This is a genomic window from Kiritimatiellia bacterium, from assembly GCA_028715905.1.
In the GTDB taxonomy this organism is placed as follows: Bacteria; Verrucomicrobiota; Kiritimatiellia; order JAAZAB01; family JAAZAB01; genus JAQUQV01.
Genome location: JAQUQV010000003.1, coordinates 45,204 through 66,058, shown reverse-complemented (window position 1 = coordinate 66,058; position 20,855 = coordinate 45,204). Strand labels below are relative to the sequence as shown.

The 20,855-nt window shown below is 56.6% G+C and carries 15 protein-coding genes; 5 read left to right on the top strand and 10 right to left on the bottom strand.

Translation table 11 applies throughout. The features are described 5' to 3' along the window. Window positions 1-105: 105 nt before the first annotated feature. The 5 genes from clpB to PHP98_01590 form a co-directional block, all read right to left on the bottom strand. Window positions 106-2,757, bottom strand: a complete 2,652-nt coding sequence (gene clpB, locus PHP98_01610; protein MDD5482338.1) for an ATP-dependent chaperone ClpB — start codon at window positions 2,755-2,757, stop codon at window positions 106-108. A 242-nt stretch (window positions 2,758-2,999) separates the two neighbouring features. Then, complete coding sequence (locus PHP98_01605; GenBank protein ID MDD5482337.1) at window positions 3,000-4,382, bottom strand: hypothetical protein; 1,383 nt, start codon at window positions 4,380-4,382, stop codon at window positions 3,000-3,002. Window positions 4,383-4,551: 169 nt separating this feature from the next. Further along, complete coding sequence (locus tag PHP98_01600) at window positions 4,552-6,924, bottom strand: alpha-L-rhamnosidase C-terminal domain-containing protein (protein MDD5482336.1); 2,373 nt, start codon at window positions 6,922-6,924, stop codon at window positions 4,552-4,554. A 22-nt stretch (window positions 6,925-6,946) separates the two neighbouring features. Next, entirely contained in the window at window positions 6,947-8,017 is a 1,071-nt protein-coding gene (locus PHP98_01595) for a uroporphyrinogen decarboxylase family protein (GenBank protein ID MDD5482335.1), read from the bottom strand. Between the two features lie 9 nt (window positions 8,018-8,026). Then, window positions 8,027-9,046: a uroporphyrinogen decarboxylase family protein gene (locus tag PHP98_01590; protein ID MDD5482334.1), complete on the bottom strand. Its 1,020-nt coding sequence runs from the start codon at window positions 9,044-9,046 to the stop codon at window positions 8,027-8,029. Window positions 9,047-9,170: 124 nt separating this feature from the next. Between PHP98_01590 and PHP98_01585 the strand changes: the two genes are divergently transcribed. Next, the gene (locus PHP98_01585) at window positions 9,171-10,043 is read left to right on the top strand and encodes a helix-turn-helix domain-containing protein (GenBank protein ID MDD5482333.1); all 873 of its coding nucleotides are present in this window, start codon (window positions 9,171-9,173) and stop codon (window positions 10,041-10,043) included. A 42-nt stretch (window positions 10,044-10,085) separates the two neighbouring features. On the opposite strand, the gene PHP98_01580 is transcribed toward PHP98_01585, so the two are convergent. Further along, the gene (locus PHP98_01580; GenBank protein MDD5482332.1) at window positions 10,086-10,925 is read right to left on the bottom strand and encodes a class I SAM-dependent methyltransferase; all 840 of its coding nucleotides are present in this window, start codon (window positions 10,923-10,925) and stop codon (window positions 10,086-10,088) included. Window positions 10,926-11,275: 350 nt separating this feature from the next. On the opposite strand from PHP98_01580, the gene PHP98_01575 reads away from it, so the two are divergent. The 3 genes from PHP98_01575 to PHP98_01565 are packed head-to-tail and all read left to right on the top strand — an operon-like array spanning window position 11,276 to window position 15,221. Continuing rightward, a complete protein-coding gene (locus PHP98_01575) occupies window positions 11,276-12,298 on the top strand; it encodes a VCBS repeat-containing protein (protein MDD5482331.1) in 1,023 nt (340 codons plus the stop codon). A gap of 6 nt (window positions 12,299-12,304) precedes the next feature. Further along, the gene (locus PHP98_01570) at window positions 12,305-14,674 is read left to right on the top strand and encodes a hypothetical protein (protein ID MDD5482330.1); all 2,370 of its coding nucleotides are present in this window, start codon (window positions 12,305-12,307) and stop codon (window positions 14,672-14,674) included. Window position 14,675: 1 nt separating this feature from the next. Continuing rightward, window positions 14,676-15,221 carry a lytic transglycosylase domain-containing protein gene (locus PHP98_01565; GenBank protein MDD5482329.1) on the top strand — a complete coding sequence of 182 codons (546 nt, stop codon included), beginning with the start codon at window positions 14,676-14,678 and terminating at the stop codon, window positions 15,219-15,221. Between the two features lie 91 nt (window positions 15,222-15,312). Here PHP98_01565 and PHP98_01560 read toward each other — a convergent pair whose 3' ends face one another. Both PHP98_01560 and trxB read right to left on the bottom strand, forming a co-directional pair. Then, window positions 15,313-17,067, bottom strand: a complete 1,755-nt coding sequence (locus tag PHP98_01560; protein ID MDD5482328.1) for an ABC transporter ATP-binding protein — start codon at window positions 17,065-17,067, stop codon at window positions 15,313-15,315. A gap of 61 nt (window positions 17,068-17,128) precedes the next feature. Beyond that, window positions 17,129-18,046, bottom strand: coding sequence for a thioredoxin-disulfide reductase (trxB, locus tag PHP98_01555; protein ID MDD5482327.1), 918 nt, complete (start codon window positions 18,044-18,046; stop codon window positions 17,129-17,131). 108 nt (window positions 18,047-18,154) lie between these two features. Between trxB and PHP98_01550 the strand changes: the two genes are divergently transcribed. Beyond that, complete coding sequence (locus tag PHP98_01550; GenBank protein ID MDD5482326.1) at window positions 18,155-18,589, top strand: thioredoxin family protein; 435 nt, start codon at window positions 18,155-18,157, stop codon at window positions 18,587-18,589. Between the two features lie 158 nt (window positions 18,590-18,747). Here PHP98_01550 and pyrB read toward each other — a convergent pair whose 3' ends face one another. Both pyrB and argF read right to left on the bottom strand, forming a co-directional pair. Further along, window positions 18,748-19,830 (bottom strand): aspartate carbamoyltransferase, encoded by a 1,083-nt coding sequence (pyrB, locus tag PHP98_01545; protein ID MDD5482325.1) that lies wholly within the window; start codon window positions 19,828-19,830, stop codon window positions 18,748-18,750. A gap of 3 nt (window positions 19,831-19,833) precedes the next feature. Then, entirely contained in the window at window positions 19,834-20,844 is a 1,011-nt protein-coding gene (gene argF, locus PHP98_01540) for an ornithine carbamoyltransferase (protein ID MDD5482324.1), read from the bottom strand. Window positions 20,845-20,855: the final 11 nt, after the last annotated feature.

The following is a 20,855-nucleotide window of genomic DNA, read 5'->3' as shown; positions in this document are numbered from 1 at the left end:
TTTGAAAAAACGGGCTTTCATTGATTTTGGCCTGTTCAAGAATACTCCCCGCATTATGAAAATCAAACTCAAACTGCAAGGCGGGCCAATTCAGCCGCGGCGCAATCAGGTTTTGCCCCGTTTTCCCGCGCCTGCCCCGGACCGGGCTTTCGCCTGATCGCAGATTTTAACGGCAACATCACCGGCCGCGAGGTCCAGCCGGAGCGCGGTGTTTTCCGAACGCCCACCGGACAACAGCGCGCGCGCAATCGGCGTTTCAATCTTTTGTTGAATGAGCCGTTTCATGGGGCGCGCGCCGTAAACCGGGTCATATCCGCGGCTGACAATATATTGCCGGACCGCCTCCGAAAATTCCACGGCAACCCTGTTCTCCTGCAGACGCTTGCGCAGATCTTCCAACTGGAGGTCTGCAATCAGGCCCAATTCTTCGCGGGTCAAGGGCTTGAAGAGCACGGTTTCATCAACCCGATTGAGAAATTCGGGACGAAAATGGGCGCGCAAAGCCTGGATGACCTGATCGCGGACCGGATCGGCGATGCGTCCATCGCGGTCAATGCCCTCCAGCAGGAGATGCGAGCCGATATTGCTGGTCATGATGACGACCGTGTTTTTGAAATTGACGGTGCGGCCGTGTGAATCCGTCAAACGTCCGTCGTCAATCATCTGCAGGAGAACATTAAAGACGTCGGCGTGCGCTTTTTCTATTTCATCAAAAAGAATAACGGAATAAGGTTTGCGGCGCACGGCCTCGGTCAGCTGGCCGCCTTCCTCGTAGCCGATATAACCCGGCGGCGAGCCCACCATGCGGGAAACCGCGTGCTTTTCCATGTACTCGCTCATATCAATGCGCACCATATTTTCCTCGCTGTCAAACAGCGCGGCCGCCAGGGCCTTGGCCAGCTCGGTCTTGCCCACGCCGGTCGGGCCCAGAAAAATAAAGGAGCCGATGGGCCGCTGCGGATTTTTTATGCCGGCGCGCGCCCGCAAGACCGCGTCGGCCACGGCCTGCACGGCCTCATCCTGGCCGATGACCCTTTCATGCAGGACCTGGTCCAGACGCAGGAGTTTTTCGCGTTCGCCCTCCAGGAGGCGGGTCAGCGGGATTTTTGTCCAGCGCGCAACGACCTCGGCGATCTCCTCCTCGGTAACTTCCTCCCGGAGCAGCGGCGACTGCGCCGACGAGTCAAACGCATCGGCTTCTTTCATTTCCCTTTCCAGGGCGGGGAGCACGCCGTGCCGGATCTCCGCTACTTTTTCAAGGTTGTATGCCCGCTCCGCCTCCTCGCATTCGCGGCGCGCCTTTTCAATTTTTTCGCGCAGCGCCTGCTTGCGCAGCAATGATTTTTTTTCATGCTCCCATTTGGCGCGCATTGCGCCGGCCGCGCTTTTCAACTCCGCCAGTTCCTTGCGCAAGGCTTCCAGCCGGCCGCGGCTGGCGGCGTCTTTTTCCTTTTTAAGGGCCGTCTCCTCAATTTCCAGGCGCATCTGCCTGCGGGTGATTTCATCGAGCTCAGCCGGCATGGAATCAATTTCGGTGCGGATGGAGGCGCAAGCCTCGTCCACGAGGTCAATGGCCTTGTCCGGCAGAAAACGGTCGCTGATATAGCGGTTGGAAAGCACGGCCGCGGCGACCAGGGCGGCATCCTGGATGCGGACACCGTGATGAACCTCATATCTTTCCTTCAGGCCGCGCAAAATGGAAATGGTGTCTTCCACCGAGGGCGCGTCCACCAGCACCGGCTGAAAGCGGCGTTCCAAAGCCGCGTCCTTTTCAACGTGCTCGCGGTATTCGTCAAGCGTGGTGGCGCCGATGCAATGCAGTTCGCCGCGCGCCAGCATCGGCTTTAAAATATTGCCCGCGTCGGACGAGCCCTCGGTGCGCCCGGCGCCGACGATGGTGTGCAATTCGTCAATAAAGAGAATGACGCGGCCGCCGGCCGATTTGATTTCGTTCAGGACCGCCTTCAAGCGCTCCTCAAACTCGCCGCGGTATTTTGCGCCGGCCAGCAGGGAAGTCATGTCCAGCGCGAAAATCGTGCGGTCTTTCAAACCTTCGGGCACATCACCGCGGAGAATCCGGTGCGCCAAGCCCTCTACAATGGCGGTTTTTCCCACGCCGGGCTCTCCGATCAGGACCGGGTTGTTTTTCGTTTTGCGGGAAAGGATGCGGATGACGCCGCGGATTTCCTGGTCGCGCCCGATGACCGGGTCCAGCTTGCCCTTGCGCGCCAGTTCCACGAGGTCAAGCCCGTATTTTTTGAGAGCCTCGTAAGACGCCTCGGGGGTGGCGCTGGTAACGCGCTGGTTGCCGCGCACGGACGACAAAGCGTCCAGGAGTTTCTGGCGCGTCACGCCGAACTCATGCAGTATTTTTCCGGCCGGGGTCGGCTTGCCCTCATCGGCGAAAGCCATCAGGAGATGTTCAACGGAGAGATATTCGTCTTTCATCCGCGCGGCTTCATCGGCAGCTCTGACAAAAAGACGGTTTAGACGCTGGGTAACGTAAAACTTGCCGGATTCTGCCGCACTGCCGCTGACATGCGGTCTTTTGTCAAGTTCACGGGCGACACGCGCCTTCAGTTCCGGAACCGGGACCCCCATAATCTCAAAGAGGCGCGGGGCCAGGCCCTCGTCCTGTTCCAGCAAAGCGGATAAAAAGTGCTCGCCGTCAACCTCCTGATGACCATGCCGGGCGGCCAGCGCCTGGGCCGCCTGCACGGCTTCCTGGACCTTCTGGGTGGTTTTGTTTAAATCCATTTCGGTTTTCCTTCTGAGACTTCCATCAAAAAACAATCCGGCAGGGAAAGAATTTATTTCAATTGTAAAAAGAGCAGATTATATGCCAAAAAATATTAACCGTCCATCAATATAGATATCACCTGAATTTTGCGCGCAAAATTCAGGAAATAACAATACGCTTGCTTGGAAACCAGAAAGCGAGGCAATATGCCGCTCTCTGGCCAAAACAAGAGAGACATTACGCCGCACATATATGCGGGCTATACCTGCCACTTTCCCTGGTTTGCCGAATCGCGGATGGCCAGGAAGGCCTTTTCGCGGGGCATATTCCGGAGGCAATCCGCTTGCCGGACGGACAAGGGCGGCAAATTACCAGCCTGGGCAAAAAATCTGTTTTTGCGCGCGGTATCGCGGCCGAATTCGCTTTGCGCCGATGGTCCGCAATAGGAAAAGCCGGCGTAACGGGTCAAAACGCCCTGCCCGACCATGATCGCGGCCCCTTCCAGAAAATCATGCCGGTAATCGGCCAGGGCGGCGCAATCCAGATCGTCGGCAAACAGCTGTCCGTTTTTGTTCATTTCAGTGCCGATGTTTACGGGAAACTGCAATTTACGGGCAGCCGATATCACTTCGTTCAATTTTTGCAGTTTGACGCGGCGTTCGTCCTGATTTTTTATATTGTGGTTTCGATCCGGTATGATATTGAGCGCGGCCGCGCCTTTGGCCTGGAGACATTCAAGTATTTTCAGCATGTTTGTTTCGCCCCGGCTGGTTCCATCCAGCCAGGTTGCCATGGGAACGGCGCCGCACTGCAGGACCCAGCGGATAAAATCATCGGCCGGAGGAAACGTTTTTTCATCCGGCTGCGCGTATCCAATGCCGCCGGATTTTGCAAGGAGCGATCGGATTTTATCATCCATAACCGGCGGATCATTGAGGAGCGCCGCGGTTTCCGGCGCGGTTTTACGCATCAGTTTTGACCAAAATGCGGTTAATTTTTCGCGGTCTGCGAAAACGTCTTGCGCTTTCGCGCGGTAGGCCTGCACGATGTGCCGCTCGGTAGGGCATCCGCCGGGCGAAAGGGGCAGGACTTGCGCGTCATAATCAATCATTATTTCCGGCAGGCGGGCGTTGATTCTTCCGACCAGCGCGCGGTTGCGCGCGTTGGCCCGCCGGCGCAATTCCCGCAAAAACTCCCCGGCCGGCGAATTTCCGGGCGGCAACGAGCCGAACCCGGCGCCCATGATATAAGCGACGCCCGGCTCTCCGGGAGAATTGATATCCATTTCCGCGTATTCCCGCAAAAACGCGCGGGTTTCAAGATGCACAGCGACGCGCAGGCCGAGCTTTTCACCGGCCGTGAAAAACTCCTCCAGACCGTCCAGAACGTCAAAATCGCACAGACCGGCCGCATAAAAATTATTCCTCCGGCATTCCAGGGCGATATGCGCCGGAGAATAGCCCCGGGCATTGTAGGAATAAAAGGAATGAATGTGCATGTTTATCAGGCCGGGAACGAGTCTGCCAGGACCGGCGGAAGCATTCGGTTGCAGATTCAAATCACGCAAAATATCCGCCAGCGCCGCGAGGCGGTTTTGCGGATTGAACGAATCAATATTCCGGGCAATCAAATTATGCGCCATACGCGCCGCCTTTCCTGCAATTTGCGATGTAACGACCGGGAAATTGTTTAGCACCGTGCCCGGTCCGGCGCAAGCTAAATTTCAGGGAGAGGGACAGGCCAGGAAAGAATAACCGCGCCGCAAGCCGCCTTCCGCGGCAAATCGGCCCGGCCCCGCGCGGAAGTCTGCGCTATGCAAAAGGGAACGCCTGTTTATCAAGCGCAACCCGCCACTTGTTTTTTCCGCCGCATTGTTCTTTTATGCCCGGCAGAAACACGCCGGCCCTGACACCGGCGGGCAATTCCAACGCGACTTCGGCTTTGTTACGGCTCGCTTCCCATCGTGATTTAATTATCCCGAGCGGCGTCGGCACGGCGCAATCAATGAACCCGTATTCCGGCATAATGACCGGCCGGAAGATTATTTCCTTCCAACCGGCGCTTTTCTGCAGAATTCCCCCCAGGGTTCCGGCCAGGTGATACAAGGGATGCGCCGCCCAGGCATGCGTGACCGAATGCACGCCGGATCGGCTTGCAAACACCTCCCATGTTCCGCCGGAGGGAATCATCGGCGTCCAGTTCTTGCGGATATGCCGCACCGCTTCCGCGCCATAACCGGCCCGCTTCAAAACTTCATACACATAATTCACCCAGTAGCTGGAAGGTTTTGATCCGGGAATATTTTTACCGCGCGCATAAGGCAGGAGCAGTTTTTCAAACATTGCCTTGTGCCGCCGCTTTTTCAGGCCGCACAATATCGCCAAAGTCTGGGCATGAACAGAATATTTTCCAACCCGCCGGCCTTTTTCGTCCAAACCGTCGCAGAACATTTCCAGTTTGCCGTCCCAGAACGCGCCAATAACTTTCCGGCAAAACCCGTCATATTCGCGGGCCAGTTTTCGCTGTTCAGCGGGCATTTTGGCGAGGCCGGCCAGTTTTGCCGTTTTTTCAAGCGCCAGGACGTACCACAAGTTCAAAAGCGCCGGATTGCCGGCCTTGTCAAGATCGCTCCAGTCCAGAAACAGCCAGTAACGCCGGTCAAACCGAAGCAATCCGTTCGCGGAGCGTCCTTCACCGCGGAAATAATCCAGCACTTTTTCAATCCGCGCGTATTGTTCATGGAAGAGCGAGACGTTTCCGGACTGAAAATAATAATCCCAGATCGTGAGGAGCCAGGTCAGCGAAAAATCCGGAAGAATACAGCCATGCGCCGCGGTCGGAGCATGGCCGTAAGTCAGGCCGTTCGGAACCTCCTGGCGGGCGATTGAACGAATGCCCCTGGCCAGCAGACGGGTATCGGCGCTCAAATGGAAGGTGTTCTGAGCCTGCACGCGCGCGTCGCCCCACCATTGCGCCTGTTCGCGCCACGGCGTGTCAACGTAACTATCCAGCGCGCAGACCCGCTGGGTCTGTCTGCAAATCCCGTAAATCGCGTTCAGTTTCTCATCGCCCGAATAAAAAAAGGCTCTGACCGCCATCGGATAAATCGTCTCCCGCAGCCGGAGGCCGATTTTCAACGCCGCGGCGTTCCTCCGCGCGATTACCGTTACATAACGATGCCCCATCATCTGGAAAAACTCATGCCGTGTTCTTCCCTTGCGTAAAATGAGCCGGCCTGACATTGCCATAGCGCTTCCTTTTTCGGGATCGGCCAGAACGGGCGCGCCGGCGGCCGAAAGAACTTCGCAATAAAAAAAGTCCAGAATCTCGCCGCCGCGCGCGCCCGCCGCATCCACGATTAACGTTCCGACAGCCGGCCGGCCCATGTCAAAAACAACCGCCTGCAACCCATCGTTCGCGAGGGCCGGCAGAATGGTAAAATCTCCGGCGGCGTTCAGCCGTTCCCATCTTATGCGGGCAAGCTCCCGGAACCAGGGCAGGGTCAAATTGGCGTCATTTTCGGAGCGGGCATCAGCCCGGCCCAGGCCGCGCGCGGCAAGGCGCTGATATGCCAATACTTCATGGCCTAAATTTGGTATCCCGCGCGGCTCCAGGGAATGCCAGGGCATACATCCAAACGGGCGTTTGACCGCGGGAGATTTCCAGCCGGCGGGCCGGCGGGCCGAATTAATCCAGGCCTGATCATCAAGACGCGCGTCAATCCATTCCTGGTAATTAAGCTGCACGCTCAATCTGGCCGTATCCCGGCGATTGGCGGGCGAAAGTCTTCCCCGCCATTTTTCACCGCTCAAAATTTCAACCCCGCCCGCTTCGCCCGCGCAGATCAGGCCGCAGGCGCTCTGATGAAGATACTGAAAGGTGCTGCAACCGGCATTGTAAACCCGCACGCTGATCCAGTTGTGCCCGGGCCTGACATATTCTGAAAGGTCAAATTCATCGCATGGCCAGCTTGCCTGATAGCCGCGCGCCGGACCGCGCCCCGCATATTCGCCGTTGAAATACAACATGTAACACTGGTCGGCCGTAATGAACAGCCGGGCTTTTCCCTTCCGGCGCTTGACCTGGAAATCGTGCCGGAAATCAGCATACACGTTCCTGCCATTTTCATGAAGAGCGCCGGGCCAGATCCAGCAGGCCTGTTCCATCAATGACGTTTTATTCATGTATTTTGCAGCGGTTTCACCATTAATATTTTCCATACTTTTTTGCGGTTTCATACATGGCAACCACGTTTTCCGCAGGAGAGTTGTCCTGCAGGGAATGCGTGGGCGCAAAACAATACCCGCCGGCCGGCATCATGATTTCAAGCGTGTGCCTGCAATAGGCTGCGGTATCCTCCACTGTTCCCGTGGCAACGGGACCGGCCGTGGAAATGCAGCCGTGAAACGCCAGCCGGCCGCCGAATTTTTTCTTCAGATATTCCGGAGCCATGTCTTTTGCCTCCGGCTGGAGGGTATCCACAACTTTAATGCCAATTTGGATAAAATCTTCATACGCCCAACTGCTGGAACCGCAGGTGTGGATCATCACCGGCAGGCCAAAGCTCTTTGCCAGATCAACGAACTTCTGATGCAACGGACGGATTTGCCGGCGATAAAAGTCCAGGCTGATAATGGGCGCTATCTGCGTGCCCAAATCCTCGCCCATCCATAAAAAATCAATCCCGCCTTCTGCGGCTTCAAGAGTGCGGCGAATGATTTCAAGATAAATATCGGTCCGGCGCCGGGCCAGCAGCATTCCCGCAGGATCGTCCGTTATCAGGTCCACCAGCGTCTGTTCCATGCCGCGCAGCATGCCGTTGCTGTTGATGATGTCGCCGACCCCGGGTCCACCGGCAGAGACCGCATATTCCCGGTTTTTCCGGCAATTTCCCGCCACAACGCTGTAATCAAAATCATCCGGCGACGGCATGGACCATCGGGCCACCTCATCTTCCGTGGCGCTTTGCAGCGGAAATTCGCAATAATCCCAGTAACCGCCTGTTTCGTGCTCAATCCATCGCCGGCGAATTCCCCAATCATCCACCTTGATGCTGCGTTCAGGAATATCCGCGTGCAGTCTGGGGCCTTTATACGGCGCACCTGCCCCGCGAAAATCAACGCCGAGCGCATGGCGCAACCCCTCGCCGTCATTCTCTCCCAGTCCGAAATGTTCCTTCAAGCGCCGGTCTATGCCGGCGTTGGCAAGATAATTGACAGGCACGCGATCAGGCTCCTGACTCGCGAACGCCGTCAACACTCTTTCTTTTGACGTCATATTCAAGTTTCAAGACAACCCGGCCGCGCTCTGCGACATAAGCCCCGCCTCGCGCGCGTACTCGTTGAAAAGCGAAATATAGAGCCGATAATCATTGCAGGAAACGCCGGGCGGGGTCTGGTGGTCGCACGCCGGCAGGAATCCGCCTTTGGCCGCCACGGGAAGCAAACGTTCAAACTCCGCGCGCATGGCCGCCTCGCCCTTGTTCATGGTCATTTTATCAAAGTGGCCGATGAACCTCATTTCCGGATGTTCCCGCCGCAACTGCGAAACGTCAACCCCCGCCTGCCGTTCCAGGGGAAGAATGCCTTCTATGCCGGCCGCTTCAAACCAGGCCGCCGGGACGGAAACATCGCCGTCCGAATCCACGATGGGAATGACGTTATGTTTCTTCAGTTTTGGAATGATCCGCGCGTAATACGGCGCCACGAACTGTTCAAAATGCTCTTTTGAAAGCATCGGGCCCTTGTTGTAGCTCATGTCCTCGGCAAAGGTCATGAAGTCGGGCTCGCAGACGGAGCAGACATCGTCAATCATGCGCGACATCCATTCCACAAGGTCGGCGTTAATCCGATGCATCAGGCCGGCCTGATCGTAAAAGGCGTAGAGATGCCTTTCTATGCCCAGCAACTGCCTTGGAAACCAGAAAAAGCCATCCACCGTAAACCACAGGACAACCCGGCCTGTTTTTTGCTCATCCGCCCATTTTTTCCACATCCCCAAATCCACGGCGTTGGCGGGATAAAGATACGGCCGGACCCGTTCATAATCATTTTCATCGGAAATGATGCCCGCGCCATGGCTGGCCGGAGCGGGACAACCGGGCGAGTAAATTCTGAACCAATCCTGGCAATAAACATCCAGGCCGAAATGACGGCAGATGGCATAACGGTCGGCCGCATTTTCCGGCAACCCCTCGGAACGCCAGCGCGCAAGGGTTTTATCCCACCACGGCGCCCACTCAAGAATCGGGAGCCGGTCAAAGGGACGAAAATTCATAACGGCCTGGAAACGCTCGCGCGTGTTCATGGTTTGCCCCGCGAAAAACGATTTTTTCTTAAAACCCGGAAGCAAATATAGCAAAAATAAAAAATACCGCCTTGATTATTCCGCCAAAAACAAGCACAATTCCGCCAGAGAGTTTTAAAAAATCATGACAAAAAAAGCGGCATTGTTGCAATGGCGGTTCGGCGATTTCCCCCTGGCGGTCATGCGGATCAGCCGCCAGATCACCGCAAACTTTCATTACCACGAATTCATGGAGCTGGTTGTCATTGAAAGCGGCCGGGGCATTCACTTCACGGAAAACGAATCGTATCCGATCGCGTCCGGCGACGTCTTTGTAATCCGGAAACACAACGCGCACGGATACTCCAACACTGAAAATCTCCGGCTGATCAACGTTCTTTTTTATCCGGGCCCCCTGCGCCTGCCGCTGAAGGAACTGGAAGACCTGCCGGGCTATCACGCCCTCTTTGAAACGCGCCGGCCGGCCAAAATTTTTTACGGATTTAAGCCCCATCTGCATCTTAACCTGAAACAACTGGCATACATTCAAAATCTAACCGGCTTCCTGGAACGGGAATTGCAGGAAAGAAAGGCCGGGTTCGCCTTCACCGCCAAGGCGCTTTTGATGCTGATTGCCGCTTCCCTCGCCCGGTATTACGAGGACCGCCGGGCAAACTTCCAGCCCCCCCTGGCGAAAATCTCCGAGGCCATCGCATATATGGAGCAAAATTACGCCAAGCCGATATGCCCGGCGGATTTGCCCGCAACGGTTCACATGTCGGCGCGCAATTTCCACAGACATTTCAATGCCGCCACGGGACTATCCCCGGTTAAATATCTTATCCGTTTGCGCGTGATGCGCGGCGCGGAACTGCTCCGCCAGGGAGAAATGAACGTTACCGAAGCGGCTCTGCAAACCGGTTTTAACGACAGCAATTATTTTTCGCGCCAGTTCCGCAAAGTAATGGGGATCGGCCCCCGCCAATTCATAACCTGCCGCGGAATTGCGGAAAAGTGAAGCGCCCCGTGGACCATCAGCCGGCCGGGCGGCCGCATTGAATCAGTTTTTCGCGGCCACGACAACATCCTGCCCGCTGATGCAGTTTTCCCGTCCGCACCAGTTCCCGAAGCGGATCGGCTCAAGAATTGTCAGCCCGTGTTTTTCGTAAAGGGCGCGCACGACGGCCTCATCATAGGCCACGGCTTTTTCCGGCTCCAGTCTGCTCACGGTGCGATAACCTTTGCGTTCATATATAAAATTGAAAGCCGCCCGGCCCTGCGCCATGAGGGAGAGCGCCTCGGCGGTGGCGATAAAAAACGTGTGCATGCATCGGCCGCCGGGCTTCATCACGCGCGCCGATTCGGCCAGGTAATGCTCCATGTCCGCCGGAAGCATGTGCGTAAAAACGGAAGTCGTGTAGACAAAATCAAAATAGTTGTCGCGGTATGGGAAACTGAAATCCGCGGCGGAATATTTCCCGCCCGGATTGTAAGTCCGATTGAAAATGTCCGCCGCTTCAAAATGGAAATTAGGGCAGCGCGGCGTGATATTTTCCCGGCACCAGACGATGCCCTCGCGTATTATGTCAAAACCCCGGTATTCGCCGCGGGGCGAAAGGTATCCGGTCAGGGAAAGCGCGATCCGGCCGATCCCGCAGCCGATATCAAGCACCTTATGTTCCGGCTTGAGCCCGCCCAGTTCAATGAAATGCCTGAGAAATTCGCCGCCGATGACCTTGAAATCGGGATCAACGCCATAGACGAAAGTCTTGCTGGCCGGGGGAATGAGAGGATTGCGCCCGCCCGAACGGCCCGCGCGGAAATCCGCCAGCCGCAATACATGGCGTTTGAACACGCGGTAAAAACGCGTGGGCACATAACGGACAAAAAAAATCTTCATAAATCGGCCTGGCATGTTCGTCCCTCCCATTCTTATGTTTCCAACCGCGTTTTTCCTCCCGGATGGAAATCGGAGAACTATAATCACAACCTGCCCTTTTGTGCAATCTTAAACCAATTTTCTGTTGTCTATGTTTTGAGAAAATGATAACTTAAGCGCACGAAAAGCACAGGCTTGAAACTTTCATAAGGCGACGGGCTGTTCTTAAGGCACTCAGGATTCGGATGAAGACAGTATGGCATAACATTTCAGGCGCGCCCGGCCATGCAATATGAATCAGACGAGCCGCCTGGCACGGATTATGCTTAATTTAATGTAGTGGAAGGGCATTGCAAGAAATGGAGACAAAAATGAAAACAAGGATTTTGGCGGCAGCATGCGCGGTAATTATTATGCCGGGACTTTTGCGGGTATCGGCGGATGAATTGCGGAAAGTCAACAACGATTTTGACGGCGATGGATGCACGGATCCCGCCGTCTATTACCCGGATTCCGGCAAATGGGAAATTTTCCAGACATTGAGCGGCACTATCCGCACCGAATACCTCGGTTCCGGCGCATGCCGGCCGGTGCCGGGTGATTATGACGGCGACGGCAAAGCCGACATCGGAGTTTTTGACACAACCACCGCAACGTGGCGCGGCAAGCTCAGCAGCGGCTGGGAAGGTTCCGGCATATTCGGCCGGCCGGGTTGCTGGCCGGTGCCGGCCGATTATGACGGCGACCGGACAACGGATTTGGCCGTTTATGATCCGCAAACCGGCTATTGGACCGCCTTTTTAAGCAGTTATCAGGCCGAGGGCAGCGTCAAGTGGGGATATCTTGGCGATTTCCGGCCATGGGAAACCCCCCGGACCTACACGGTACTGCCCATGCCTTTTGATTATGACCAGGACGGTCTGGACGACCTGTGTTATTATTACCGGGGAACGAATATGGAAAGTTCCGCCTGGTCCATACTGTATATGGCCGGCAAAAGTGATTATGTTGATTATTATGTCTGGGGATCCTCCGGTTCCCTGCCGGCGCCGGGTAATTACCGCTCGCGCACGTTTGACGTGCCGCGCGGCATTTGCGTTTACAAACTGACGACAACCGACTGCTTTGTCCCTTACATGGATTTATTCCAGCTGGGAATATTCGGACAGACCCTGCCGGTGGCAGCCGGGGATTACGACGGCAACGGATACGACGACCAGGCCGTGTATAATTATGAAACCGGCATGTGGTCAATCGTTTTCAACAGCGGACGCGGGGACGACATTGCCAGCCGGGCAAAAACAGAATTCACGCTCGGCGGACCAAACGCCGTTCCCGCCAATATTTACTCAACCATCTACGCTCTGGCCCTTTATTCTCCCGCCCCCTGGTGAAAATTGATGAGCCGGAGTTTTATCTGTTTTGCCGGGCTTTTCGGCGCCATGCTTTACCTTGGGTGCGTTTCTCCCGCGGCGCTCTCAAAAGAAAATGCCACAACCGCCGGTTATGAATCCATTGTTTCCAATGTTTACGCGGAACTGCTAAACCGCGCGCCCGACGAAAGCGGTCTGGATTTTTATGCCGGACGCATGGCCGGAGCCGGGCTGGACGAACGGGAACTGCGCGCTGAAATCCGCAACAGCCGCGAATACCGGGAGCGCGTTTTCTGCCACGGCGCCTTTGCGGATAACAACGGCAATCCCGCCATTCACTGGCCGGCCGTTTATCCGGACAGCAAGCCCCCGTTATGGACATCCCTGGCAACGCCGGCGGCCACGGGAGCTTTCGTTTCCGCAGAATTCACGACTCCCCCGAAATTGTTCTTTTACATCTCCGGCTATCCCCGGCATCCGGGCAATCGCATAATGCTTGCCGACGCAGCCACGGGGGAAAGAATTGAATTTTGCCCCGTGAAAGACCCGGGCGCCGCCTGGCGCCTGGTTCAATGGCGGCTGGAGACGAATTGGATCGGCCGCGCGGTCCGCCTGACTGCCGGCGACAACTCGGCCCGACCGGATAAAGGATGGTTGGGCGTCAGCGCGCCCCTTTTGAATTATGAGCCGCCACCCTGGTATGTTTTCATGAACCGCCCGTTTTTTACCGCGGGGCTGATCTGTCTGCATTTTTTCCTTTTCGTTCTGCCGGGTCTGGCGCTGGCGCTCTTCTTGCCGCCGGCTTGTTTTCAAAAGCCGGGCCGGTTTCTGGCGGCGGTATTAATCCTCGCCTGTTTCTGCGGATACCTTGCATTCTGGATATATTTTGCGAATCCCTTGTGCGGAAAAATATTTTCAGCCGCGTGCGCCGGCCTGGCGGTCTTCGCCGCAGTGAAAGAGCGGCGCCGTCTTTTTTCACCGCCCATGCGGCTGGAACTGGTCTGGCCGCTGGCGATTGTCGCCAGCATCGGCATTTTCGTTCTTTCGTTCGGTTTTTTATACGGGGGGACGGAAAAACCGTTAAGAACCTCCACCAATCGCTTTTCGCACGCGCTCCCGGTTGATCAATGCCTGCCGCTCTGGGGCGCGATAAAGATATACAACGGCCGCACCATCGTGGAAACATGGCGGGACACATGGCGCTTCAGCGACCGGCCGCCGCTGCAGACCGGGATTGTCCTCCTGCAATCGCCTCTCTTCATGGACACTGAAAAAAACGACTGCGTTGATCTGCATTATTTATGCCTGGCGGTTCCGCTGCAATGCCTGGCCCTGGCGGGATTATGGATACTTTTGCGGCAACTGAAAACAGGACGGCTTGCCGCTTTCGGCGTTTTGTCGTTCGCCGTCCTTGCCCCCGTGTTTATCGTCAACGCTTTCTTCGTCTGGCCGAAACTGCTGGCGGTTCCCTTCCTGTTTATTGTGATGACGGAGCTGTTGTTCCGGGATTGTTGCGATGACCGGCGGGACAATCTGGCCACCGGCCTTATCATCGGCGCCAGCTCCGGCCTGGCCATGCTCGCGCACGGCGGCAGTTTTTTTGGTTTGGCCGGCATCGCGGCGGCGGCGCTCCTTTGCCGCCGCTGGCCTTCAGCCCGGATCATTGCCGCCGCGCTGGTCCCTTTTGCCGTTCTCCTTCTCTCCTGGACGATATTTCAAAAAGTTTACGATCCCCCGGGCGACGCCTTGATCAAAATGCATATCGGCGGCTCTTTAACACCGTGGGACGGGCGTTCCATCACCGCCACCATCATGGATTCTTATGCACGCCTCCCGCTCGGCGAGATCGCAAAAAAGAAACTGATGAACCTGGTTACCCTCCTCGCCCGCCTGCCATTTATCATGCCCCACCCCGCTGCCATGGATGTGTCCTCTTTTCTGGCCTGGATGCGGCTGACTTTGTTCTTTCATCTGATCCCCTCGCTCGGGCCGCTTCTTCTGGTTCTGCCCGCTCTCTTGCTTGCGGCGGCACGGCGTGTCCCCCGCACATCGCTTTCCGCGGGCGGTTTCAAGTGTCTGCTGGCCGGCGCCGCCACGACTGCGGCGTGGTGTCTGATTATGTTCGCCGACACGTTCATCCACCAGGGCACGCTTTTTACCCCGCTCGTTTTCTCGGCGGGACTGGCCCTGCTCGCGTTCTGGTTCTCGCGCCCGTTCGGGATTGCATTGCTGGTTATGCAGATCGTATTATCTGCCGCGGTTTATGCGCCGCTTTATATTCATCCATCTTCGCCGCAAATATGGCTCCGCGATATTGACCCCGGAATGCTCGTCATGGCGCTCCTCTCCCTGGCCGCCTATCTGGCGTTGCTGCGCAAATATCAGCCGTGTGCTTAAAATGCAAAACACGCAGAAAATGAGGCTTTATTGCCTGATTATCCTCATAACGGCGCTCGCGCTTGTAACCGCCTTTGGCATCAATCGCTGGCGCCGGATGCACGCCTACGACAAGATTATCGCAAAAGCCGCCGCCGAACACAATCTTGCCCCGGAATTAATCCGGGCGGTTATCTGGCGCGAAAGCGGATTTAAGCACAATTGCCGCGGCGGACACGGCGAAATCGGCCTGATGCAGGTAACCGAGAACGCCGCCCGGGAATGGGCGCAATCATCCGGAATAGTCAATTTCAAAAAAAACGATCTCTTTAATCCGGAAACGAACATCCAGGCCGGGTCATGGTATCTGCAACGGTCAATGGCACGCTGGACAAACAAGCCCAATCCCCTGCCCTATGCCCTCGCGGAATACAATGCCGGCCGGTCAAACGCCGTGCGCTGGGCGGCAAACGACGGCGGCGACGCGAATAAATTCTGGGATGGCATCACTTATCCCGCTACAAAACGCTATGTGCGCGACATCCTCGCCCGCCTGCGCCGACGGTGAGCCGCGCGGCCGTATCCGGCCCGCAAAACGGGCATAATGCCGCAGACCGAAACCGTTTACGGATGTATACAGGAAAGGGACCTGCTTGGAGTTATTCGCGCGCAACGCCATTCGGCTGGAGATTGGCAAACTGCAGGTCATAGAGCCGGCGATAGACGCCGTTCAACCCCAGCAGTTCTTCGTGCGCGCCCATTTCAACAATCCCGCCGTTTTCCAGCACGATTATTTTATCGCAATGCATGATCGTGGAAAGACGGTGGGCAATGGCGAAAACGGTCCGGCCCCGCATCAATTCGTCCAGCGCGGCCTGGACGAGACGTTCCGACTCGGTGTCCAGGGCGCTGGTGGCCTCGTCCAGGATCAGGATTGGCGGGTTGCGCAGGATGGCGCGGGCAATCGCCAGGCGCTGGCACTGCCCGCCCGAAAGGCGCACCCCCCTCTCGCCGATAACGGTTTCATACCCCTCCGGCATCTCCCGGATAAACTCGTGGGCGTGGGCCCGGCCGGCCGCCTCCTCAATGGAAGCGCGCGAAGCTTCCGTGTGGCCGTAGGCGATGTTGGCCGCGATTGTGTCGTTGAAAAGAATCGTTTCCTGGGTAACCATGCCGATTTTTGCGCGCAGGGATTTGACCGTAAAACCGCGGATATCGGCTCCGTTGATCCGCAATGCGCCGGAGCTGACATCATAAAACCGGGGGATCAGATTGACCAGCGAGGTCTTGCCGGCCCCGGACCCGCCGACAATCGCCACCATTTCCCCGGCCCTGACGTCAAGGCGGATATTGCGCAGCACAAAAGGCCCGTCGTAGGCAAAACTGACATTGTCAAACAGGATTGAATCCACATCGCCTTTGAGTTCAATTGCGGCGGGTGAATCGTGAATCAGGACCGGCGAATCCATGATTTCAAAAATCCGGTCGGCGGAGGCCGAAGTCTGCTGAATATTGAGGTGCACCTTGCTCAGTTTTTTGACCGGCTCGTAAAGCGCAACCATGGCGATGGCAAAGGTTATAAAATTCTCGGCCGGCATTTTAGTCCAGCGGGCGTAAACCAGCACCAGGGCCAGCCCGATAATGGAAACGAAAACGATCAGCGGCTCAATGACGGCCTTGTCGCGCGCCACGCGCATGATGCGGTTGAAGAAAAGACGGCATTGATCCGCAAATCTTACTATTTCATATTTTTCCATGCCGAATGCCTTGACAATGCGGATGCCGGAGAGGGTTTCCTGCATGATTGACACAAGGGAAGCCAGGCGCTCCTGGCTGTGGCGGGCGTAACGGCGCACCCGCCGGCCGAAGAGGGCAATCGGCAATATGCAGACAGGGAACAGCACCAGGCTGCCAAAAGCCAGCAACGGATCAAGCCAGAAAAGAAATCCCGCCGCGCCGATGAAAACGAACGGCTCCTTGACCAGGTCCCCGAGCACGACCGACACCGCCCTTTCCACCATCATGGAATCGTTGATGGTGCGCGAAATCAGTTCGCCCGTCCTGCTCTTTGTAAAAAAACGGACCGAGAGCTCCTGCAAATGCGCAAAGGTCAGAATGCGCAAATCCATTACCACGCGGTTGCCGACCCATTGAATATAATAATCGCTTAAAAACTGCCCGACGCTGCGCCCAAGCGCCAGCAAGGGCAGGAAAACGGCGATCAAAAACACCTGGTAAAAAGGCGCGTTCTGGAATACTTCGCGCAGCGTGTTGCGCGCGGCCACCAGCATACCCGTCGTGGAGCCGGCAAAAAGCACGCCGCACCCCCCGCCGATGATCAAACGCCATAAATACGGACGGGCATAGCCGACCAAGCGCTTATAGGTCTGCCACTCTTTTATCCAGTTTTTCATTTGATATTAATCGCAAAAGCGTTTCTTACCCGCTCTCAAAACCCGCCAGAGATATCTTTCCTTATCCATTCCCCAGGAACCTTTCCGCCTCAATCGCGGCCATGCATCCCGAGCCGGCCGCGGTAACCGCCTGCCGGTAGGAATGGTCCTGCACGTCTCCGGCCGCGAAAACCCCGGGCACATTTGTGCGGGTGTTTTCAGCGATGATATATCCCTTCTCATCCATGGCGACCTGCCCTTTGAAAATATCCGTGTTCGGTTTGTGGCCGATGGCGACGAAAAGGCCGGCCACCGGCAGAACGCTGATCTCCCCCGTAAGCGTATTCCTTATCTGCAAAGCATCCACGCTCATCTTGGAAACATCGCGCACTTCCGCAACAACGCTGTTCCAGAGCACTTTTATTTTGGGATGGGTCGTTACCCGTTCGGCCATGATTTTTGAGGCGCGGAATTTATCCCGCCGGTGGATGAGGGTTACCGCCGCGGCAAACCGCGTCAGGAACAGGGCGTCCTCCATGGCGGTGTCGCCGCCGCCGACCACCGCCACGGCCTTGTTGCGGTAAAGGGCACCGTCGCAGGTGGCGCACCCCGAAACGCCGCGGCCGATGAGCTTTTGCTCGGAATCCAGCCCCAGATAAACGGCGCTGGCGCCGGTGGCGATGATCACGGATTCCGCTTCAACCGGAACACCCTGTTCCAGGTTAACCGTGAAAGGCCGGCGTTTGAAATCGGCGCCGGTTACCGCGCCCGCCCTGATGCGCGCGCCGAACCGCTCGGCCTGTCCGCGCATCACCCCCATCAATTCCACGCCGCCGATCCCATCGGGAAAACCCGGAAAATTTTCAATTTCAGTCGTGGTGGTCAATTGGCCGCCCGGCTGCGCGCCTTCAACAACCAGCGGCCTGAGATTCGCCCGGGCGCAATAGATCGCGGCGGTGTAACCGGCCGGCCCGGCCCCGATAATGACTACCTGTTCCATAGATTCAATCCTTTCATCAATATGCTTGTCATGTTCCTGCTTGACATGCTCCGGCAAAAAGGCTTGCATGAATCCAACGCCTGAAACAATACTACAAGGAGGATAAGAATGCAAAAAATATTGCTGTCAATCGTCCTGGCCGCGGCGTTTTCCGCCAATCTGCGCGGCGCCGACAACTGGCTGACAGATTTTGAAGCTGCAAAAAAAACGGCCGCCGAAAGACAATTGCCCATCCTGGCCGATTTTTCCGGATCGGACTGGTGCGGCTGGTGCATCCGGCTGGACAAGGAAGTGTTTTCCCGGAAAGAATTCCAGGAATTCGCCAAGGACAGGCTGGTGCTCTTCCTCGCCGATTTCCCGCGCAATAAACCGCAGGACGACGCGATCAAGAAACAGAACGCCGCACTTTCCAAACAATACGGGGTGCGCGGTTTTCCCACGGTGCTTTTGCTGGATGCCAAGGGCAAGGTCCTGGCGCGCACCGGGTATATACCGGGCGGCCCCGGGGCATACGTGGAGCATCTGAAAAAACTAATCCCCTGAATTAAGCCGCCAAAGGCTGCAACTGTATTTGAGAGACGTAGGAGCCGCAGCCCCATGCGGCGATTCAGGGGCGGAGAAGTGAAGCGTGAGGAATTTGCGCCCCCAGAAAAGACCCGCATTTTTCCCGCACCGAAATAGGGCGCGCGCCGGTTCAACGCCTATCCGCCGTGAAAACCGCTGATCGCCGGGCCGCACCCGAAAATACTGGCAAGGAGGGCGACCCTGATCCACATGCCGTTGCGCACCTGACGCCAGTAGACGGCGCGCGGATCGCTGTCCACTTCAACGGCGATTTCCCCGCGGCGCGGGAGGGGATGCATAATAACCGCCTGCGCCGACAGTTTTTTCAGATGGCCGGCCGTGAAATGAAATTTTGCGGCTTTGATTTTCTCGCTCTGGCCTTTTTTCTCATCCCACTCGTCCTGGATGCGCGTCATGTAGACCGCGTCGGCCTCGGGAATATACTTTTCAAAATCGGAATCCAGCTCGTAATCAACCCCGGCCCGGCCCAGGATTTCCAGGATGTCCCGGCCAATCTGGAGCTGCGGCGGAGCGATAAAATACTGCCGGACGCCGGCGTAATTGCTGAGGAGATAGGCGAGCGAGCGCACCGTCCGGCCGCGCGCCAGATCGCCCACAAAAACTATTTTCTTGCGGTCTATGCCGCCTCTTTTTTCAAAACTGCGACGCAAGGTATAGATATCAAGCAGGGCCTGAGTGGGGTGCTGGTCCTTTCCGGACCCGGCGTTGAGAATCGGTACCGGGCGCTCGGTGTTGGAAAGAACCCAGGCCATTTTCTCGGCCAGACCGGGAATGGCGCTGCGCATGATGATGGCATCGGAAAAAGAACTGAAAGTCCGCACCGAATCTTCCTGGGTTTCGCCCTTCATTTCGCTGGAAGTGGCCGTATCGCGCACTTCAACCGTGCGCATGCCCAGAATCTGGCAGGCGGAATGAAACGAAAGAAAAGTGCGGGTGCTCGGCTGGGTGAAATAAAGCATGGCGGTTTTATGGGATAACAACGCGTGCAGAAAATCCATGCCGGACTTGGTTTTGGCGATATAACGAATATTGGTGGCCAGGTCGCCCAGTTCCTCAAGAAGCCGCCGGTCAAACTGCTGGGCGACCAGAACGTGATAAGGCTGTCCGTCAAGGTTGAAACAGTCCGCCTTTTGCTTCAAATCAAGCTTCTGAAACTCGCCCCACGCCAACTCCCTCAGAACAGTTTGCGGGGCATTCACGGCTTATATCCCCCCTCCGGCCAATGTCGCAACCATGATGGCCTTGATAGTATGCAGGCGGTTTTCGGCCTGGTCAAAAACCCTTGAAAATGGCGCTTCAAAGACCTCGTCGGTAACTTCCAGGGCGCCTGTCGCGCGGGTCGCTTCCGTCTCATGGTTGTGGAAAGCCGGCAGGCAATGCAGGAAAATCACCCCGCCGTTTTCCAATTTGCCGGTTTTACGCATGAGGTCCATGCTGACCTGATAGGGCTTCAGGAGACGGTGGCGCTCCTCAAATTTCTTTTCCTCGCCCATGGAAATCCAGACATCGGTGTAAATCACCTGGGCATTCCGGACGGCCGCGTTGAGATCGTGGCTGATTTCAAGCGTGCAGCCGTGCGCGCGCGCCAGCGCGGAAACCTGCGCGAGAACCGCCGCGTCGGGCATAAGTTCCCGCGGAGTGCAGTCAACGAAATTGATGCCGGTCTTGGCACAGCCCACCATCAGCGAAAGACACACGTTGTTGCGGCCATCGCCGACATAAACCACCTTCAAGCCGCGCAAACCTTTAAAACATTCACGGATCGTCATGAGATCGGCCAGGGTCTGGGTGGGATGGCTTTCGTCGGTCAAGCCGTTCCAGACCGGAATGCCGGCGTATTTGGCCAGCGTCTCCATGGTCGCCTGGCTGAAACCGCGAAACATTATGCCGTCAAACATCCGGCCGAGCACGCGCGCCGAATCCTTGATGGATTCCTTTTTACCCAGATGCAGGTCTTTCATGTCCATATATTCCACGCTCGCGCCCTCGTCCACCGCCGCAACCGTGCAGGCCGAACGGGTGCGGGTTGAAGGTTTTTCAAAAATCAAGGCAATGTTCCGGCGGAAAAGGGAATTGCCGTGGGCGCGGCGCTTTTTCATTTCCTTGAGGCGGCCGGCCAGGTCAATGAGGTAAAGCAACTCCTCATCGCTCAAATCCACAAGTTTCAGAAGACTGCGCCCCTTGAGGTTTATTTCGTTGCCGGATGCATTCATGTTTTTTTACT